This is a genomic window from Hydrogenophaga sp. 70-12 (genome assembly GCF_001897365.1).
Lineage (GTDB): Bacteria > Pseudomonadota > Gammaproteobacteria > Burkholderiales > Burkholderiaceae_C > Hydrogenophaga > Hydrogenophaga borbori.
The window spans coordinates 1-17,429 of record NZ_MKSS01000093.1 but is presented as its reverse complement, the minus strand read 5'-3'; the positions used below and the strand labels follow the sequence as shown (position 1 = coordinate 17,429).

Below are 17,429 nucleotides of genomic sequence, written 5' to 3'. Positions count from 1 at the left end.
GCCGTTGTCGGTGAGGAAGGCCTTGGCGATGGGCGTGAGCAGCGCGGCGAGGTCGGCGCTGTCCTTGCGCACCTTCTCGTCGGGGTGGTGCAGCTCCTTGTCGAGCAGCAGGGTGCAGAACATCAGCAGCGCGCGGCCGCCTTCGGCGTAGGCCTTGGCCGTGAGCAGCATCTTGCGCACGTCGGGGTGCACGATGATGGGGTCGGCCGGCTTGTCCTTGGCCTTCACACCCGAGAGGCTGCGCATCTGGATGCGGTCCTTGGCGTAGGCCAGGGCGTTCTGGTAGGCCACTTCGGTCAGGCCCAGGCTCTGGTTGCCCACGCCCAGGCGGGCGGCGTTCATCATCACGAACATGGCGGGCAAGCCCTTGTTGGGTTCACCCACCAGGGTGCCCACGGCGCCGTCGAGCACCATCTGAGCGGTGGCGTTGCCATGGATGCCCATCTTGTGCTCCAGGCCGCCGCAGTGGATGGCGTTGCGCTCGCCCAGGGTGCCGTCGGCCTTCACCAGGTGTTTGGGCACCAGGAACAGGCTGATGCCCTTGCTGCCCGCGGGCGCGTCCGGCAGCCGCGCGAGCACCAGGTGCAGGATGTTCTCGGCCAGGTCGTGCTCGCCCGCGCTGATGAAGATCTTCTGGCCCGTGAGCTTGTAGGTGCCGTCGGCCTGGGGTTCGGCCTTGGTGCGCAGCAGGCCCAGGTCGGTGCCGCAATGCGGCTCGGTCAGGCACATGGTGCCGGTCCATTCGCCGCTGGTGAGCTTGGGCAGGTAGCGCTGCTTCTGCTCGGGCGAGCCATGGGCGTGCAGGCATTCGTAGGCGCCGTGCGACAGGCCGGGGTACATGGTCCAGGCCTGGTTGGCGCTGTTGAGCATCTCGTAGAAGCACTGGTTCACGATCAGGGGCAGCCCCTGGCCGCCGAACGCCGGGTCGCAGGAGAGCGCGGGCCAGCCGCCTTGCACGTATTGCGCGTAGGCCTCCTTGAAGCCCTTGGGCGCCTTCACCTCGTGCGTGGACTGGTCCAGCACGCAACCTTCCGCGTCGCCGCTGACGTTGAGCGGGAAGGTCACCTCGGCCGCGAACTTGCCACCCTCTTCCAGCACCGCGTTGATGGTGTCGGCGTCGATGTCGGCGTGCGGCGGGCAGGCCTTGAGCTCCTCCACGGCATTGAAGACCTCGTGCATCACGAACTGCATGTCGCGCAGCGGGGGGGAGTAGACGGGCATGGGTGGGTTCTCCTGTGGTTTCGTCGAGATGAAAAGGGGGCGTTCAGGCCTTGCGGCCGGCGGACTGGCGCGCGCCGTTGCGCTCAAGGATGGCGCCGAAGCCGCGCCAGGCGCGGTCGAGGCAGCCGGGGCTGCGCAGGAAGCGCGCCTCGTAGTGCAGGGCAAGAATCAGACCGTGGATTTCGAAGGCCACCTGTGACGCGTCGGTGTCGGCCGACAGGTGGCCCTCCTCTGCGGCGATCTCGATCGCGCGCCGCAGGGCCTCCTGCCAGGTGCTGACCGAGCTCGCGAGCGCGTCGCGCACGGGGCCGGGGCGGTCGTCGAACTCGACGGCGCCGCTGATGTAGATGCACCCCGAGTCGATCTCGACCGAGGTGCGCTTCATCCAGTTGTCGAACATCGCGCGCAGGCGCGGCAGGCCGCGCGGGGCGCTCATGGCGGGGTAGAAAACCTCGTCCTCGAAGCGCGTGTGGTACTCACGCACGACCGAGATCTGCAGCTCCTCGCGCGAGCCGAAGTGCGCGAAGACACCGGACTTGCTCATCTGCATGACCTCGGCGAGCGCGCCGATGGACAGGCCCTCGAGCCCGATCTGCGTGGCCAGACCCAAGGCGGCGTCGACGATGGCGGCCTTGGTCTGCTGGCCCTTGGCTTGGGGCTTGGCCGAGCGGCCATTGGCGGGCGCGGCGCGGCGGGGACGGCTGGCGGTGGTGTCGCTCATGCGGGGCCTGGGTGGATCGGCCGAGGGGTGTCGGCCGAAAGAAACGAACGGTCGTTCTATTTTTACCCAGATTCCGGCGCAGCTGGCAAGCCCGAGGGCATTTGCGCGGGTTTGATTTAGAGCCAGCTGCCTAAGGCGGCGGGGTTGCTGCGACCGAAGGACTGGCCGCGCGGTCGCCCGCCCCGGGCTGGCCGGGACGCGATGCCGGCGCCCAAGGCGCCTGCCGCCTGAAGCGGCGGATCAGCCCCGCCCGCCGGGCAGCAGCAGCGCCAGGCTGTGCTCCAGGCTTTCGTTGGGCGAGCGTTTGAAGCCGCTGCGCGCGAAGCGCTGCAGGCGCCCGACGCAGAAGGCCGTGATGACCGAGGCGTCGGCCTGCGCGTCCACCGTGGGCGTGGCGGCGCCGCCGAGCGTGGCGGCCTCGCGCAGGTTCTGGCGCAGCGTGGCCTCGATCTTGTCGAAGAACAGGTTCATGCGCTGCTGCAGGCGTTCGTTCTCGAACACCAGGGCGTCGCCGACCATCACGCGCGTCATGCCGGGATTCTTTTCGCCGAACTGCAGCAGCAGGGCCACGAGCTTGCGGCAGCGCGCCTGGGCATCGGGCTCGCGCTCGTCGAGCTGGTTGATGAGGCCGAAGACGGTTTGTTCGATGAACTCGATCAGGCCCTCGAACATCTGGGCCTTGCTCGCGAAGTGGCGGTACAGCGCCGCCTCGCTCACCTCCAGCCGCGCCGCCAGGGCCGCGGTGGTGATGCGCTCGGCACCGGGCTGCTCGAGCATGGTGGCCAGGGCCTGCAGGATCTGCACGCGGCGCTCGCCCGGCTTGGGCCGCTTGCGGCCGGTGGCTTCGACCGCTTCCGTGGCGGACGCGGCGTCCAGCGTGTCGTCGTCGGGCGAGGGCCTGTCGGGCGCGGCAGCAGGGGTCATGGTCGGTGGTCCGTGAGGTGGCTGTCAGTCCGGTGGACGCGGCCCCCGAGGGGGCTCGGGGGTATTCGCGCGGCATTCTCGCACAGCCGGCTACATCTGGTTACCCAGCATCGGCGCGGTCTGCGCAGCTAGTGGGCAACCGCATCGAAAACCACGCGCACGCACAGGCCATGCCCCGCGGCACCGCTGCCCAGCCGCAGCTGCGTGTGGTGTACGCGCGCGATGCCATCGGCAATCGCCAGGCCCAGGCCGTGCCCGCTGCCGCCGGTACCGGGCACGCGGTAAAAGCGCTGCAGGACGCGCGCACGCTCGGCCGGCGCGATGCCGGGGCCGTCGTCCTCCACCTCGATCCAAGCCGCGCCCGCCCCGCCATCGCCCTGACCGCAGCGCAGGGTGACGGCGCCACCCACGGGGGTGTATTTGATGGCGTTGTCCACCAGGTTGATCAGCAGTTCGCGCAGCAGCCAGGCGTGGCCTTGCACGCGCGCGGGCGCCGCCTCCAGCCCCAGGTCGATGCGGCGCGCGCCGGCAGCGTCCAGGAAATGCGCGAGCACGGTCTCGCAGAGCTCGGCCAGGTCCACCGTCTCGCGGGCCGCATCGTCGTCGCGCAGCGCGTCGGCCCGCGACAAGGCCAGCAGCTGGTTGGCGAGCTGGGTGGTGTTGCGCGTGGCGTCGCGCAGGCGCAGCACCTGCTCGGCGCGCAGGCTCAGCAGGTCGCCCGCGCCCATGCTGCGCGCCGCCTGGGCCCAGGCCTCCACCTGGGCCTGCAGTCCGGCCAGCGGCGTGCGCAGCTGGTGCGCGGCGTCGGCCACGAAGCGCCGCTGGGTGTCGCTTTGCTCGTTGACACGCGCGAACAGGCGGTTGAGGGCGTTGACCAGCGGGCGCACCTCGGCCGGCGTCTGGCGCTCGTCGATCGGACTCAGGTCGCGCGGCGAGCGCCGCTCCACCGCCTGCCTCAGGTCCATGAGCGGCTGCAGCGCGCGCGTGACGCCCCAGCCCAGCACGCCCGCGGCCACAGCGAACAGGGCCAGGTTGGGCAGGAGCACGCGCAGCAGCACGTTGCGCAGCCAGTGCTGGCGCGCGTCGCTGCCGTCGGCCAGCACCAGGATGAGCTCGCCCGCCTCGGTGACCGCGCGCTGGGCGACCACGCGGTGCGTGACGCCGGCATCGACCACGCTCACGAACTCGGGGGCCTCGGTGGTGGGCAGCAGCACCGGCAGCCAGTCGGCGCCGACCAGGCGCTCGCCCTGCGGGCTGAACACGCCCACGGCGGTGTGGCCGTCGCGGTCGGCCAGGAACTCCTGGATCGGGGGCGCCATCAGCAGGGTGAGGTCGGTGCCATCGGTGGGGGCAACACCGCGCGGCACCACCACCGAATCGGCCAGCATGGGCACCAGGCGCAGCAGGCGCTGGTCCTGCTGCAGCGCGGCGGTGCCCGCGCCCTGGTAGTGGAAGGCCACCGTGGCCGCGCCGATGGCCCCGATGGTGGCCAGCAGCATGACCATGAGGCGGCGCCGCAGGCCGCCGATCAGGTCGCGCGGTGCGCCGGGATCAGGCGTCGGCACGACCCGCGGCATCGGCGCACTCCAGGCGGTAGCCGAAACCGCGGATGGCGCGCACCGCGATGCCCGCCGGCTCCAGCTTGGCGCGCAGCCGCGAGACGTAGACCTCGATCGCGTTGGGCGTGATTTCCTTGTCCCAGCCGGTGAGCGCGGCCAGCAGCTTGTCCTTGGCCACGGGCTTGGGGGTCTGCATCAGCATGTACTCGAGCACGGTCCATTCGCGCGGGCCCAGCTCCAGCGGCTGGCCCGCGAGCGTGACGCGCCGGTGCGCGGTGTCCATCTCCAGCGCGCCGAAGCCCAGCACGGCCGAGGTGGCGGCCTGGGAGCGGCGCAGCAGCGCGCGCAGGCGGGCCAGCAGCTCGGGCAGCTCGAAGGGCTTGACCATGTAGTCGTCGGCGCCGAGGTCCAGGCCCTGCACGCGGTCGTGCAGCGCGTCGCGCGCGGTGAGGATCAGCACGGGCAGCGCCAGGCCCTGCGCGCGGATGTGGCGCGTGAGCGCCAGGCCGTCGCCACCGGGCAGGCCGATGTCGAGGATGGCGGCGTCGAAGCCCTCGCGCGCCAGCACCTGCTCGGCGCGCTCGGCGCTGCCCACCCAGTCGACGGTGTAGCCCGCGTCGGCCAGGCCCAGCTTGATGCCGCTGGCGACCATGACGTCGTCCTCGACCAGCAGCAGGCGCATGGGATCAGTGGCTTTTGATCATGGTGCCGAAGGGCTCGTTGCCCAGCACCTCGAGCAGCAGCGCGTGCGGCACGCGGCCGTCGATGATGTGCACCGCGTTCACGCCGCTCTTGGCGGCGTCCAGCGCCCCGGCGATCTTGGGGATCATGCCGCCGGAGATGGTGCCGTCGGCCACCAGCTCGTCGATGCGGCGCGGCGTGAGCTCGGTGAGCAGCTGGCCGTCCTTGTCGAGCACGCCGCGAATGTTGGTGAGCATGAGCAGCTTCTCGGCCTGCAGCACGGTGGCCAGCTTGGCGGCCACCACGTCGGCGTTGATGTTGTAGCTCTCGTTGTGCTCGCCGAAGCCGATCGGGCTCACCACCGGGATGAACTGGTCGTCCTGCAGGGCCTTCACCACCGCCGGGTCGATGCCCACGATGTCGCCGACCTGGCCGACGTCGTGCTCGCGCGAGGGGTCGGCCTGGTCGGCCATGCGCAGCTTGCGCGCGCGGATCATGGCGCCGTCGCGGCCGGTCAGGCCCACCGCCTTGCCGCCGGCCTGGTTGATCAGGCCCACGATGTCCTGCTGCACTTCGCCGGCCAGCACCCACTCGACGACTTCCATGGTCTCGGCATCGGTGACGCGCATGCCCTGGATGAACTCGCCCTTCTTGCCCAGGCGCTTGAGCAGGGTCTCGATCTGCGGGCCGCCGCCGTGCACCACCACCGGGTTGATGCCCACCAGCTTGAGCAGCACCACGTCCTCGGCGAAATCCTGCTGCAGGGCCGGATCGGTCATGGCGTTGCCGCCGTACTTGATGACCATGGTCTTGCCGTGGAACTGCCGGATGTAGGGCAGCGCCTGGGCGAGGATTTCCGCGCGGTCGCGCGGTGCGATGGTGGTGATGTCGGGGGCGGTGGACATGCGCGAGGTTCTTCCGAGAGGAGCAAAACCGCGATTTTAGAGAGGCACCGAACGCCAGGCCCTCAACCCCGAAACACCGCGGAACCGGCTTCGCCGCGCCGCAGGTGTTGCCCCTTCGGCGGGTGGTTCAAGGCGCCGCGGGGGGACTTCAAAAATGGATGCCCCGCATCATCTGCTGCATGGCGATCGCCTCGGGCGACAGCTGCGCCTTCGCGCCCTTCTCGCCCTTGGCCGCCGCCGAGTCCGGGAACATGCGAAAGCTGGTGTTCATCACGATCTGCGCGATGCGCGGCACCAGCGCGTGCATCACCTGGCCGGTCACGCCCAGGCGGGTGGCGATGCGCACCGGCTTGTCGATACAGGCCTGGGCGATCATGTCGGCGGCCTCCTCGGGGCTCAGCGTGGGCACGTTGTTGTAGATCTTGGTGGGCGCGATCATGGGCGTGCGCACCAGGGGCATGTTGATGGTGGTGAAGGTGATGCCCTGGTCGGCGAACTCGCTGCTGGCGCAGCGCGTCCAGGCGTCCAGCGCGGCCTTGCTGGCCACGTAGGCCGAGAAGCGCGGCGCGTTGGTGAGCACGCCGATCGAGCTGATGTTGACCACATGCCCCCGGCGCCGCTGCACCATGCCCGGCAGCAGGCCCATGGTCACGCGCAGGCAGCCGAAGTAGTTGAGCTGCATGGTGCGCTCGAAGTCGTGAAAGCGGTCGTAGCTGCCCTCGATGGCGCGGCGAATGGAGCGGCCGGCGTTGTTGATGAGGAAGTCCACGCCGCCGTGCTGCTGCACCAGCAGCTGCACGAAGCGGTCGCAATCGGCCATGTCGGCGATGTCGGCCGGGTAGGCGATGAACTGGTATCCCTTGGCCTTGGCCTCCTTGCAGGCCTCGTCGAGCTTGTCCTGGTCACGGCCGCAAATGATGGTGGTGGCACCGGCCTCGGCGAAGGTGTGCGCCGCCGCCAGGCCGATGCCGGAACTACCGCCCGTGACCAGGACCACCTTTCCCGCGACGGTCCCCCTGAGGCTGCGGTCGCGGTGCAGGTCGGGGTCGAGGTGGCGCTCCCAGTAGTCCCACAGGCGCCAGGCGTAGTCCTTCAGGTTCGGGCACTCCACGCCGCTGCCCTTGAGCGCGGCCAGGGTGCCGCGGCAGTCGAAGCGTGTGGGGTAGTTGACGAAGGTGAGCATGTCCTCGGGCAGGCCCAGGTCCTTCATCACCGCGTCGCGCACGCGGCGCACCGGCGCCAGGGCCATCAGGCCCTTCTTGACGCTCTTCGGGATAAAGCCCAGCAGCGCCGCGTTGACGAACAGGTTCATCTTGGGCGCGTGCGCGGCCTTGCTGAAGATGTCGAGCACATCGCCCACGCGGTAGCCCACCGGGTCCACCAGGTGGAAGCACTCGCCGCCCTGGCGCGGGCCATGGGCGATGTGGTCGAGCGCATTGACCACGAAGTCCACTGGCACGATGTTGATGCGCCCGCCCTCGAGGCCGATGCTGGGCATCCACGGCGGCAGGATCTGGCGCATGCGCTGGATCAGCTTGAAGAAGTAGTAGGGGCCGTCGATCTTGTCCATCTCGCCGGTCTGGCTGTCGCCCACCACCATCGCCGGGCGGTACACGGTCCAGGCCAGCTTGCTCTCGGCGCGCACCAGCTTCTCGCTCTCGTGCTTGGTCATGAAATAGGGGTGGTCGATGTTCTCGGCCTCCTCGAACATGTCCTCGCGGAACACGCCCTCGTACAAGCCCGCCGCGGCGATGGACGAAACGTGGTGGAAGTGGCCCGCACCGATGGCCTTGGCCAGCTCCAGCGTGTGGCGCGTGCCGTCGATGTTGACGGCCACCTGGCTCTCCTCGTCGGCGCCCAGGTCGTACACCGCGGCCAGGTGAAAGAAGTGGTCGATCTGCCCCTTGAGGGCCTTCACGTCGTCGGCCGAGACGCCGAGCTTCTTCTCGGTGAGGTCGCCGAACACCGGCACGGCGCGCGCCGGCCCCACGCCCCAGTACTCGCGCAGCGCCGCCACCTTGCCTTCGCTTTCGCGCCGGATCAGGAAGTGCACCACCGCCCCCTTTCGCTGCAGCAGCCGGCGAACGAGGCGCTTGCCGATGAAGCCGGTGGCTCCGGTCACGAAGTACTGCATGGGGGGCTCCTGTGTGTTGTTGCTGGGGTGCCGCCAAGGGCATTGCTCGCGATTCTGTTGCACGCGATCGGGCGGCCCATTCCGCAGAAACCCGTGGCCGATTTAGTCGCATGCCCCTACACAGGCCCGGCGCGGGCCGCCACCATGCGCGGCATGGCGACGCCCCGCAGGCCGCCAGCGCATCCGCAGCAACCACCATTCAGGAGCCCGAAGCATGGTCAAGAAGATCCAGAAGAAGGGCGGCAGCGCCCGCACCAATGGCGGCGACGAGAAGGGCAGCGGCGCCTCGCCGCTGGCCGGCGCCATCAAGGAATCGGCCCAGCAGATCTGGCTGGCCGGCCTCGGCGCCTTCGCCAAGGCGCAGGCGGAAGGCGGCAAGGCCTTCGAGACCCTGGTCAAGGAAGGCATCAACATCCAGCGCAAAACCCAGACCGCGGCCGAGGAGCGCATCAGCGAGGCCACCAGCCGCGTGAGCAGCATGGCCAACGACATCCAGAGCAAGGCCGCCGGCCAGTGGGACAAGCTGGAGAGCCTGTTCGAGGAGCGCGTGGCCAAGGCCCTGGGCAAGCTGGGCGTGCCCTCGGCGCGCGACGTCGAGGCGCTGATGGAGCGCATCGAGGCGCTCAACCAGCAGGTGCTCAAGCTCGGCGGCGTGGACGTGGCCACCAAGCCCGCGCGCAAGGCCTCGGCCAGCGCCAAGGCCGCGCCCCGCAAGGCGCCCGCCAAGCGCAGCCCCGCCCGCAAAGCCGCGGCGAAGAAGGCCGCCACCTGAGCCGCGCTGCTGCAGCGCAGCACGCTTGAGCCGGGGCGCCCCCTACACTCGCTCGCATGAGCCGTACCCCCCCGCGTACCCGTACCGGCCCACGTCCGCCGCGCATCGGGCTGGCCCTGGCCGGTGGCGGCCCGCTCGGTGCCATCTACGAGATCGGCGCCCTGTGCGCGCTCGACGACTCGCTCGACGGCCTGGACCTCAACGCCTGCGACCACTACGTGGGCGTGTCGGCGGGCGGCTTCATCGCCGCCGCGCTGGCCAATGGCATCACGCCGCGCGAACTGTGCGAGACCTTCATCGAGGACCGGCCCCGGCTCGACGGCTTTGACCCGGCCTGGCTGATGCAGCCGGCCTGGGGCGAGTTCGCCCAGCGGCTGCGCACGCTGCCGCGCCTGGCGGGCGAGGCCGCCTGGTCCTGGCTGGTCCAGGGCAAGGCCTTGAGCCAGGCACTGGAGCGACTGGGGGCCGCGCTGCCCGCCGGCGTGCTCGACAACGACACCATCCACCGCGAGATCGCCCGGCTGTTCAGCCGGCCCGGCCGCAGCAACCGCTTCAGCGACCTGCGCGCGCGCCTGACCCTGGTGGCCACCGACCTGGACACCGGCGAGGCGGCGCCCTTCGGCCAGCCGGGTTGGGACCACGTGCCGATCTCGCGCGCCATCCAGGCCAGCGCCGCCCTGCCTGGCCTGTTCCCGCCGGTGCAGATCGGCGGGCGCCACTACGTGGACGGCGCGCTCAAGAAGACCATGCACGCCTCGGTCGCCCTGGACGACGGCGTGGACCTGCTGCTGTGCCTCAATCCCCTGGTGCCTTACCACGCCACCCCGGAATCGACGCACGGCGGCCGCATTCCCGCGCTGGTGGAGGGTGGGCTGCCGGTGGTGATGAGCCAGACCTTCCGCTCCATGATCCATTCGCGCCTGGTGCTGGCCTTCGAGCGCTACGAGCGCATCTACCCCCACACCGACATCGTGCTGATCGAGCCCGACCAGCGCGATGCCGAGCTGTTCTTCGCCAACACCTTCAGCTACCGCCAGCGCCGCGAAATGGCCGAACACGCCTTCCAGCGCACGCGCGCGCTGCTGCGGCTGCGCGCGGGCCGCCTGGCGCCGCAGCTGGCGCGCCACGGCATCACCATCGACCACGCCGCGCTCGCCGACCCGGAACGCCGCCTGATCGACACGCGCTACCGGCCCGCCGACAGCGCCGTGGCCACGCGGCTGCACCGCGTGCTCGACGAACTGCAGCGCCGCCTGCCGGCCACCGCAGAGAGCGCCGCCGGGCCGCTCCCAAGGCGCTCAGCCCCGCGGCGGGCATTCCACTGAACCCCGCGCGCATGCCCAAGAAAGCCCCGCGCCGCACGGCCGAACGCATCCTGGAAACCACGCTGGCGCTGTTCAACCGCTTCGGCGAGCCCAACGTCTCCACCACGCTGATCTCGGCCGAACTGGGCATCAGCCCCGGCAACCTGTACTACCACTACCCGGCCAAGGACGAGCTCATCAACTCGCTGTTCGAGCGCTACGAGCGGTCCCTGAACGAGTTGCTGGGTGCGGCCGAGGGCGTGCGCCACGTGGAAGACGCCTGGTTCTTCCTGCACTCGCTGTTCGAGCGCATCTGGGAGTACCGCTTCCTCTACCGCGACCTGAACGACCTGCTGTCCAAGAACCGCCTGCTGGAGACGCGTTTCCAGGGCCTGCTGGCGGCCAAGACGCGCGCCATCCGCCAGCTGCTGGGCGGCCTGGGCCGCTCGGGCGCGGTCCAGATCGACAGCCGCGAACTCGACCCCACGGCCGATGGCATGGTGGCCCTGCTCACGTTCTGGCTGAGCTTCGAGTACGTGCGCGACCCGCGCCACGCCCTGGAGCCCGACCACGCGCAGGCGGCGCTGCTGCGCGGCGCGCAGCACGTGCTGCACCAGCTCGCCCCCTACCTGGAGCCGGCGCAGCGCCAGCACCTCATGGCGCTGTCGTCGGCGTACCAGCGCTGAGCGAAAAGCCCAGGAAGCGCGCCGCGCCGCGCGCCGCTGGCGCCATGTCGGCCAGGTGCAGCCACAGGTAGAAGTTGGCGGCGTCGAAGGGGCTGGTAAACACCGAGGGGCGCCAGCGGCGCCCCCCTTCGGCGTAGTAGACCACCCAGACCGGGCCCTCCGGGTGGATGCACCAGCCGCCCGCGCCGAACGCGTCGGCCACACCCAGCAGCCTGGGGTTGACGCCGCCCACCCTCAGGCGCATCAACTCGTCGGCCAGCTCTTCCAGGGCCCAGGCGGCCGGCAGCTCGGGCCGCGGCGGCGGCAACTCGTAGCGCGAACCCCATTCGATCTCCATCGGTGCTCCTTGCACGCGGCGCCCCGGTGGCGCGCGGGCCGGCATTTGACGTCGGGAGAACCGGGCCGCGGCGCGGCGGCCCGGTGGAATTCACGCCTCGATCACAGGGCCTTCAGCCCTTCAGGCCGTCGACCGCCTGGAACATGGCCTGGCGCGCCTGGCTCACGATCTGGCCGCGCCAGACGTCGGTGTCGGTGTAGAAGGCGTCCTTGACGCGCTGCTTGATGGCCGCCTGCAGCTCGGCCGGCGCATCGGGGTGCTGGTGCAACCAGTGGTCGCCGCGCAGCGCATCGATCACCTCGGGAATGGGGACCGTGCCGTACTCCAGCGCGATGCCGGTGTACTCCGCCTGCGGGCATTCCTGGTAGATAGACACCCACATCAGGCCGGTGAGCAGGGCCGAGGTGGACGAGCCGTCGTAGATGGAGGTGATGGGGGTGGCGCCGTCGCCGCCCCACCAGGCCTTGGCGCGCGCGAAGGCGGCCGCGTCGTCGCGGCAGGCGAAGATGCGCTCGCCCAGGCCGCTGGGACCCAGGCCGGTGTGCAGGTCGATCCAGGCCACGCGGCGCGCGCGCCCGGCCTGCTCGCGCAGCACCCGGCGCACCGTGTCGTTGTTCCAGGTGGGCGCGGTGCCGCCGAAGAACAGGCCGTCGGCGAAGCGGTGCTGGCCCATGGTGATGGCGGCCTGGAAGGCGGTCATGCCGCGCCGGGCGATCCAGCCGCGCACGGCCGCTTCGTTCTCGGCCGTGGGCGGCCACTCGTCCGGCAGCAGCAGGTGGTGCAGATCGGCGTAGTCCTCGTTCACCGGCAGGGGGCCGGAGAAGTCCTGGAAGTTGCGGTTCAGGTCCACGTTCTCGTGCGTCACGCGGCGCAGCCAGGAAAAGCCGTGCGGGTTGAGCGCGTGGATGTAGAGCACCGCCACGCCGGCGTCGCGCGCCTTGGCGCGCCACTCGGCGTCGTGCAGGGCGTGCACCTGCACGCCGGAGCCGCAGAAGCCTTCGGCGCCATGGCAGGCGCTGCTCACGATGAGCAACTGCTCGGCGTCGGGCGAGCCATCGAGGGCGGTGTCCATGGCCAGGGTTTCGCCCTCGCGGCCCTTGAGCGGGTGCTCGTGGCTGCGGATGGCCAGGCCCGCCGCGGCGGCGGCCTCGAGGAACTTGACCCGGGCCTTGGCGTAGGTCGGAGAGAACGCGTCGCGGATCTCGATCACGCCGCACCCCCGTTCGCGCGCGGCTGGGCCAGCCATTTCTCGGCCAGGCGCACCCAGTAGGTGGCGCCCAGGGGGATCAGGTCGTCGTTGAAGTCGTAGTTCGGGTTGTGCAGCACGCAGGGCCCTTCTCCATGGCCGACCTCGCGGTGGGCGCCGTCGCCGTTGGCGATGAACACGTAGCAGCCCGGCTTGGCCTGCAGCATGTAGGCGAAGTCCTCGGCGCCCATGGTGGGCTCCTGCGCCAGCACGCGCTCGGGACCGACGATCTCGGCCAGCACCTCGCGCGCGAAGGCGGTCTCGGCCGGGTGGTTCACGGTGGGCGGGTAATTGCGCTTGAACTCGAATTCGCAAGCGGTGCCATAAGCCGCGCAGGTGTGCTCGGCGATTTCCTTCATGCGCTTTTCGATCAGGTCGAGCACCTCGTAGGTGAAGGTGCGCACAGTGCCTTGCAGCTCGGCGTGGTCGGGCACCACGTTGGTGGCCTCGCCGGTGTGAATCATGGTGACCGAGATCACGCCCGCGTCCACCGGCTTCTTGTTGCGCGTGATGATCGTCTGCAAGCCCATGACCATCTGGCAGGCCACCGGCACTGGGTCGATGCCGGTGTGGGGCAGCGCGGCGTGTCCGCCCTTGCCGCGGATGGTGATCTTGAATTCGCTGGTGGACGCCATGACCGGCCCGGCGCTGGCCGCGAAGCTGCCTGTGGGCAGGCCGGGCCAGTTGTGCATGCCGAACACCGCTTCCATCGGAAACTCGCTGAACAGGCCGTCCTTGATCATTTCGCGCGCGCCGCCGCCGCCCTCTTCGGCCGGCTGGAAGATCAGGTAAACCGTGCCGTCGAAGTGGCGGTGCTTGGCGAAGTGCTGGGCCGCGGCCAGCAGCATGGCGGTGTGTCCGTCGTGGCCGCAGGCGTGCATCTTGCCGGCGTGCTGGCTGGCGTGGGCGAAGCGGTTGTGCTCCTGCATGGGCAGGGCGTCCATGTCGGCGCGCAGGCCGATGGCGCGGCCACTGGCGCCGCCGTCGCGACCGTGCACGATGCCCACCACGCCGGTGGTGCCCATGCCGCGGTGGATCGGGATGCCCCATTCGGTGAGCTTGGCGGCGACGAGGTCGGCGGTGCGCACCTCCTCGAAGCAGAGTTCGGGGTGTGCGTGGATGTCGCGCCGCACGGCCGCGATGCCCGCGGCCTGGGTAACGATGGAATCGATGAGCTTCATGTCCGGTCTCCGAAACCGGGCATGGTAGCGGTAGCAGGCGCCGCCGCGCGTGCCCGCGGCGACAGCCCCGCGCGGCCGTCGGGCAAGGCCTCGGGGGCCCGCGCTTCAGCGCCGCACGCGCCCGTCCTCGGTCAGCAGGGTGAGCTCCACGAACCGGGAGCCCGTGTGCTTGTTGGGCCCGAAGTCCACCGGGAAACCACCCAGGTCCAGGCCCCGGATGCCTTCGATGGCGTTGATGAAGCCCTCGCGGCTGAGGCCACGGCCCGCGCGGCTGAGCGCCTCGGTGAACACCTTGGCGGCCACGTAGCCCTCGATGCCCGAGTAGTTGGGCGCGCGGCCCTGCTTGGCGCGCACGGCGGCCAGGTACTCGCCCGACAGGGGGGTGGCCGGGCTGTACGGAAACGGCATGACCTGGCTCACCGCCACGCCGCGCGCGTCCTTGCCGAGCTCGTCGAGCAGGGCCTGGGTGCCCACGAAGGACACGTTGTAGAGGTTGCCGGCGAAACCGGCCTTGCGCGCCGCGCGGATGAAGGCGGCGCAGGACTTGTAGGCGCTGATCTGCACGATCGCCTCGGGCCGCCCGGCCAGGATGGACTTGAGCGACTCGGCCACGTCCACCGTGTTGCGCTCCACCGTGCCGGTGGACGCGGGCTCCATGTTGAGGGCCTTGAGCGCGCGCGTGACGCCTTCCAGGCCGGTCTTGCCGTAGGCGTCGTTCTGGTAGAAGACCGAAATGCGCTTGATGCCCACCTGCGTGAGCTGGCGCACGATGGCCGCCGTCTCGTCGAAGTACGAGGCCCGCACGTGGATGGCGTAGCGATTGAAGGGCGTGCGCAGGGCCTCGGCGCCCGAAAAGGGCGCGAAGAACGGGACCTTGGCCTCGGTGGCCAGTGGCAGCGCCACCACGCTGGTGGGCGTGCCGATGTAGCCGAACAGCGCGAACACGCCCTCGCCGATGAACTGGCGGGTGTTGGCCACGCAGCGGTCGGGCTCGTAGCCGTCGTCCAGGCGCTTGAGGTCGATGCGCCGGCCGTGCACGCCTCCCTTGGCATTGAGCTGCTCGAAGAAGAGCTGGGCGCCCAGGTGGAACTGCAGGCCCAGCTGCTCCGCCGCACCGCTGAAGGGGGCCGACTGGCCCAGCACAAGCGTGGTGTCGTTCAGGCCGGCGGAGGCCCCCTGGGCGCTGGCGCGGGCGGGCAGCAGGGCCAGGCCGGGCAGCAGGGCGGCGGAACCGGTGGCGGTCAGCAGGCGGCGACGTCTCATGGCAGGCTCCTGGGGGGGCGGAACGGGCTCGGACAGCCGCAAGGGTATAAACAAGCGTTCATATGCCTGCAGGGGCATCCGCCAGGCGGCGCCCCGGAACGGGCGGACGCGGCGGCCTATGATCGCTTGGCCACACCCCCATTCCGCCATGACAGAAGCATCACTTGTTGTCCGCGGCGCCTGTCCGCACGACTGCCCCGACACCTGCGCCCTGCTGACCACGGTGGAGAATGGCCGCGCCGTGCGGGTGCAGGGCAACCCCGCGCACCGCCACACCGACGGCGTGCTCTGCACCAAGGTCTCGCGCTACGCCGAGCGCACCCACCACCCCGAGCGCCTGCTGCAGCCCCTGCGCCGCACGGGCCCCAAGGGCAGCGGGCGCTTCGAGCCGGTGGGCTGGGACGAGGCGCTGGACGATATCGCCGCCCGCCTGAAGGCCATCGCCGCACGCGACCCGCAGGCCATCCTGCCCTACAGCTACGCCGGCACCATGGGCCTGGTGCAGGGCGAGGGCATGGCCGCGCGCTTCTTCCACCGCCTGGGCGCCTCGTTCCTGGACCGCACCATCTGCGCCTCGGCCGGCAGCGAGGGCCTGACCCAGACCCTGGGCGGCAAGGTCGGCATGAGGGTGGAGCACTTCGCCGAGGCCCGGCTGATCCTGATCTGGGGCAGCAACAGCATCGCCAGCAACCTGCACTTCTGGAGGCTCGCCCAGCAGGCCAAGCGCGACGGCGCGCGCCTGGTCTGCATCGACCCCCGGCGCAGCGAAACCGCCGAGAAGTGCCACGAGCACCTGGCCATCCGCCCCGGCACCGACGCCGCCCTGGCGCTGGCGCTGATGCACGAGCTGATCGTCCACGACTGGCTGGACCACGACTACATCGCCCGTCACACCCTGGGCTGGGAGGGCCTGCGCGCGCGCGCCCTGCAGTGGCCGCCCGCGCGCGCGGCCGAGGTCTGCGGCATTCCCGAACGGCAGATCACTGAGCTGGCCCGCGCCTACGGCACCACGAAGCCGGCCGCGATCCGCCTGAACTATGGCATGCAGCGCGTGCGCGGCGGCGGCAACGCCGCCCGCGCGGTGGCCTGCCTGCCGGCGCTGGTGGGCGCCTGGCGGCACCGCGCGGGCGGGCTGCTGCTGTCCAGTTCCGGCCTGTTCCCGGTGCGCCGCGCCGAGCTGCAGCGGCCCGAGCTGCTGGCCGGGCGCGCGCCGCGCACCATCAACATGAGCACCATCGGCGACGACCTGCTGCGCGAGGCCTCGCCCGCCTTCGGTCCGAAGGTCGAGGCGCTGATCGTCTACAACAGCAACCCAGTGGCGGTGGCGCCCGACTCGGGCCGGGTGGTCAAGGGCTTCGCGCGCGACGACCTGTTCACCGTGGTGCTGGAGCACTTCCAGACCGACACCGCCGACTTCGCCGACTACATCCTGCCGGCCACCACGCAGCACGAGCACTGGGACATCCACACCAGCTACGGCCACACCGACGTGCTGCTCAACCGCCCGGCCATCGCCCCGCAGGGCCAGGCGCGCCCCAACACCGAGGTCTTCCGCGCCCTGGCCGCGCGCCTGGGCTTCGACGACCCCTGCTTCGCCGACGACGACCTCACGCTGTGCCGCACGGCCTTCGGCGACCGGGTCGATTTCCAGCAGTTGCTGGACGTCGGCTGGGCCACGCTGCCGGAGCCCGAAGCGCCCTACGCCGAGGGCGGCTTCCCCACGCCGTCCGGCCGCTGCGAGTTCCACAGCGAGCGTCTGGCCGCCCAGGGCCTGGACCCGCTGCCCGACCACATCCCCAACGCCGAGCCCGGCGGCGCAAACCCCGACTACCCGCTGGCGATGATCTCGCCGCCCGCCCGCAACTTCCTCAACAGCAGCTTCGTCAACGTCGCCAGCCTGCGCGGCATCGAGGGCCAGCCGCGGCTGGAAATCCACGCCGACGACGCCGCGCCGCGCGGCATCGCCAGCGGTCAGATGGTGCGCGTGTTCAACCCGCGCGGGGAGTACCGCTGCGTGGCCGAGGTGTCCGAGCGCGCGCGCCCCGGCGTGGTCAACGGCCTGGGCATCTGGTGGCGCAAGCTCGGCCCCTTCGGCACCAACGTCAACGAGGTGACCAGCCAGCGCCTCACCGACATGGGCCGCGGCCCCACCTTCTACGACTGCCACGTGCAGGTGGCGCCGCTGGAGGCCTCGGCCTGATGCGCGCGGCCGCGCTGCTGCTGGCGGCGACGGCGCTGGTCTCGGGTTGCGCCCGCACGCAGGGCCTGGGCTACTACTGGCAGTCGCTCAGCGGCCACGTCGACCTGATGTGGCGCGCCCGCCCCATCGACGACTGGCTGGCCGACGCCGGCACGCCCGGGCCGCTGAAAGACCGCCTGCTGCTCGCCCAGCGCCTGCGCGCCTTCGCGGTGAGCGAACTGGGCCTGCCCGACAACGCCAGCTACCACCGCTACGCCGACCTGGGGCGCAACGCCGCCGTCTACAACGTGGTGGC

The 17,429-nt window shown here is 70.8% G+C and carries 16 protein-coding genes; 5 read left to right on the top strand and 11 right to left on the bottom strand.

Going from position 1 to position 17,429, the window contains the following annotated elements:
* From BGO22_RS06025 to BGO22_RS05995, 7 genes are all read right to left on the bottom strand, one after another.
* A partial coding sequence (locus BGO22_RS06025) for an acyl-CoA dehydrogenase family protein (protein WP_286849638.1) occupies positions 1-1,221 on the bottom strand: 1,221 nt, incomplete at its 3' end.
* Positions 1,222-1,264: 43 nt separating this feature from the next.
* A complete protein-coding gene (locus BGO22_RS06020) occupies positions 1,265-1,942 on the bottom strand; it encodes a TetR/AcrR family transcriptional regulator (protein WP_070397145.1) in 678 nt (225 codons plus the stop codon).
* Positions 1,943-2,182: 240 nt separating this feature from the next.
* On the bottom strand, positions 2,183-2,866 hold the full coding sequence (gene slmA, locus BGO22_RS06015; RefSeq protein WP_070397144.1) for a nucleoid occlusion factor SlmA: 684 nt from the start codon (positions 2,864-2,866) through the stop codon (positions 2,183-2,185).
* A 128-nt stretch (positions 2,867-2,994) separates the two neighbouring features.
* The gene (locus BGO22_RS06010; RefSeq protein WP_070397143.1) at positions 2,995-4,443 is read right to left on the bottom strand and encodes an ATP-binding protein; all 1,449 of its coding nucleotides are present in this window, start codon (positions 4,441-4,443) and stop codon (positions 2,995-2,997) included.
* A complete protein-coding gene (locus BGO22_RS06005; RefSeq protein ID WP_070397142.1) occupies positions 4,418-5,107 on the bottom strand; it encodes a response regulator in 690 nt (229 codons plus the stop codon). The genes BGO22_RS06010 and BGO22_RS06005 overlap by 26 nt, the downstream gene beginning before the upstream one ends.
* Before the next feature lie 4 nt (positions 5,108-5,111).
* Positions 5,112-6,011, bottom strand: a complete 900-nt coding sequence (argB, locus tag BGO22_RS06000) for an acetylglutamate kinase (protein WP_070397141.1) — start codon at positions 6,009-6,011, stop codon at positions 5,112-5,114.
* 148 nt (positions 6,012-6,159) lie between these two features.
* Positions 6,160-8,145: an SDR family oxidoreductase gene (locus BGO22_RS05995; protein ID WP_070397140.1), complete on the bottom strand. Its 1,986-nt coding sequence runs from the start codon at positions 8,143-8,145 to the stop codon at positions 6,160-6,162.
* Between the two features lie 214 nt (positions 8,146-8,359).
* Between BGO22_RS05995 and BGO22_RS05990 the strand changes: the two genes are divergently transcribed.
* The 3 genes from BGO22_RS05990 to BGO22_RS05980 are packed head-to-tail and all read left to right on the top strand — an operon-like array spanning position 8,360 to position 10,907.
* A complete protein-coding gene (locus tag BGO22_RS05990; protein WP_070397139.1) occupies positions 8,360-8,917 on the top strand; it encodes a phasin family protein in 558 nt (185 codons plus the stop codon).
* A 56-nt stretch (positions 8,918-8,973) separates the two neighbouring features.
* Positions 8,974-10,242, top strand: a complete 1,269-nt coding sequence (locus tag BGO22_RS05985) for a patatin-like phospholipase family protein (protein ID WP_070397138.1) — start codon at positions 8,974-8,976, stop codon at positions 10,240-10,242.
* Positions 10,243-10,253: 11 nt separating this feature from the next.
* A complete protein-coding gene (locus tag BGO22_RS05980; protein ID WP_070397137.1) occupies positions 10,254-10,907 on the top strand; it encodes a TetR/AcrR family transcriptional regulator in 654 nt (217 codons plus the stop codon).
* Here BGO22_RS05980 and BGO22_RS05975 read toward each other — a convergent pair.
* From BGO22_RS05975 to BGO22_RS05960, 4 genes are all read right to left on the bottom strand, one after another.
* On the bottom strand, positions 10,876-11,244 hold the full coding sequence (locus BGO22_RS05975) for a hypothetical protein (protein ID WP_070397136.1): 369 nt from the start codon (positions 11,242-11,244) through the stop codon (positions 10,876-10,878). The two genes, BGO22_RS05980 and BGO22_RS05975, sit on opposite strands and share 32 nt — an antisense overlap.
* Positions 11,245-11,356: 112 nt before the next feature.
* On the bottom strand, positions 11,357-12,454 hold the full coding sequence (locus BGO22_RS05970; RefSeq protein WP_070397741.1) for a M14 family metallopeptidase: 1,098 nt from the start codon (positions 12,452-12,454) through the stop codon (positions 11,357-11,359).
* Positions 12,451-13,671 (bottom strand): M20 aminoacylase family protein, encoded by a 1,221-nt coding sequence (locus BGO22_RS05965; protein ID WP_070397135.1) that lies wholly within the window; start codon positions 13,669-13,671, stop codon positions 12,451-12,453. Before BGO22_RS05965 ends, BGO22_RS05970 begins: the two co-directional genes overlap by 4 nt.
* Positions 13,672-13,776: 105 nt before the next feature.
* Positions 13,777-14,934, bottom strand: coding sequence for an ABC transporter substrate-binding protein (locus tag BGO22_RS05960; RefSeq protein WP_070397134.1), 1,158 nt, complete (start codon positions 14,932-14,934; stop codon positions 13,777-13,779).
* A 148-nt stretch (positions 14,935-15,082) separates the two neighbouring features.
* On the opposite strand from BGO22_RS05960, the gene BGO22_RS05955 reads away from it, so the two are divergent.
* On the top strand, positions 15,083-17,134 hold the full coding sequence (locus tag BGO22_RS05955; RefSeq protein ID WP_139146899.1) for a molybdopterin-containing oxidoreductase family protein: 2,052 nt from the start codon (positions 15,083-15,085) through the stop codon (positions 17,132-17,134).
* Positions 17,134-17,429 (top strand): aminopeptidase (locus BGO22_RS05950; protein ID WP_286849632.1); only part of this gene is annotated, 296 nt, incomplete at its 3' end. The genes BGO22_RS05955 and BGO22_RS05950, both read left to right, overlap by 1 nt.

Coding starts and splice junctions, on each gene's coding strand:
- BGO22_RS05965 (WP_070397135.1), bottom strand. CDS start 13,671: ATGAAGCTCATCGATTCCATCGTTACCCAGGCCGCGGGCATCGCGGCC.
- BGO22_RS06010 (WP_070397143.1), bottom strand. CDS start 4,443: ATGCCGCGGGTCGTGCCGACGCCTGATCCCGGCGCACCGCGCGACCTG.
- BGO22_RS05995 (WP_070397140.1), bottom strand. CDS start 8,145: ATGCAGTACTTCGTGACCGGAGCCACCGGCTTCATCGGCAAGCGCCTC.
- BGO22_RS05975 (WP_070397136.1), bottom strand. CDS start 11,244: ATGGAGATCGAATGGGGTTCGCGCTACGAGTTGCCGCCGCCGCGGCCC.
- slmA (WP_070397144.1), bottom strand. CDS start 2,866: ATGACCCCTGCTGCCGCGCCCGACAGGCCCTCGCCCGACGACGACACG.
- argB (WP_070397141.1), bottom strand. CDS start 6,011: ATGTCCACCGCCCCCGACATCACCACCATCGCACCGCGCGACCGCGCG.
- BGO22_RS05990 (WP_070397139.1), top strand. CDS start 8,360: ATGGTCAAGAAGATCCAGAAGAAGGGCGGCAGCGCCCGCACCAATGGC.
- BGO22_RS05960 (WP_070397134.1), bottom strand. CDS start 14,934: ATGAGACGTCGCCGCCTGCTGACCGCCACCGGTTCCGCCGCCCTGCTG.
- BGO22_RS06005 (WP_070397142.1), bottom strand. CDS start 5,107: ATGCGCCTGCTGCTGGTCGAGGACGACGTCATGGTCGCCAGCGGCATC.
- BGO22_RS05980 (WP_070397137.1), top strand. CDS start 10,254: ATGCCCAAGAAAGCCCCGCGCCGCACGGCCGAACGCATCCTGGAAACC.
- BGO22_RS06020 (WP_070397145.1), bottom strand. CDS start 1,942: ATGAGCGACACCACCGCCAGCCGTCCCCGCCGCGCCGCGCCCGCCAAT.
- BGO22_RS05955 (WP_139146899.1), top strand. CDS start 15,083: ATGACAGAAGCATCACTTGTTGTCCGCGGCGCCTGTCCGCACGACTGC.
- BGO22_RS05985 (WP_070397138.1), top strand. CDS start 8,974: ATGAGCCGTACCCCCCCGCGTACCCGTACCGGCCCACGTCCGCCGCGC.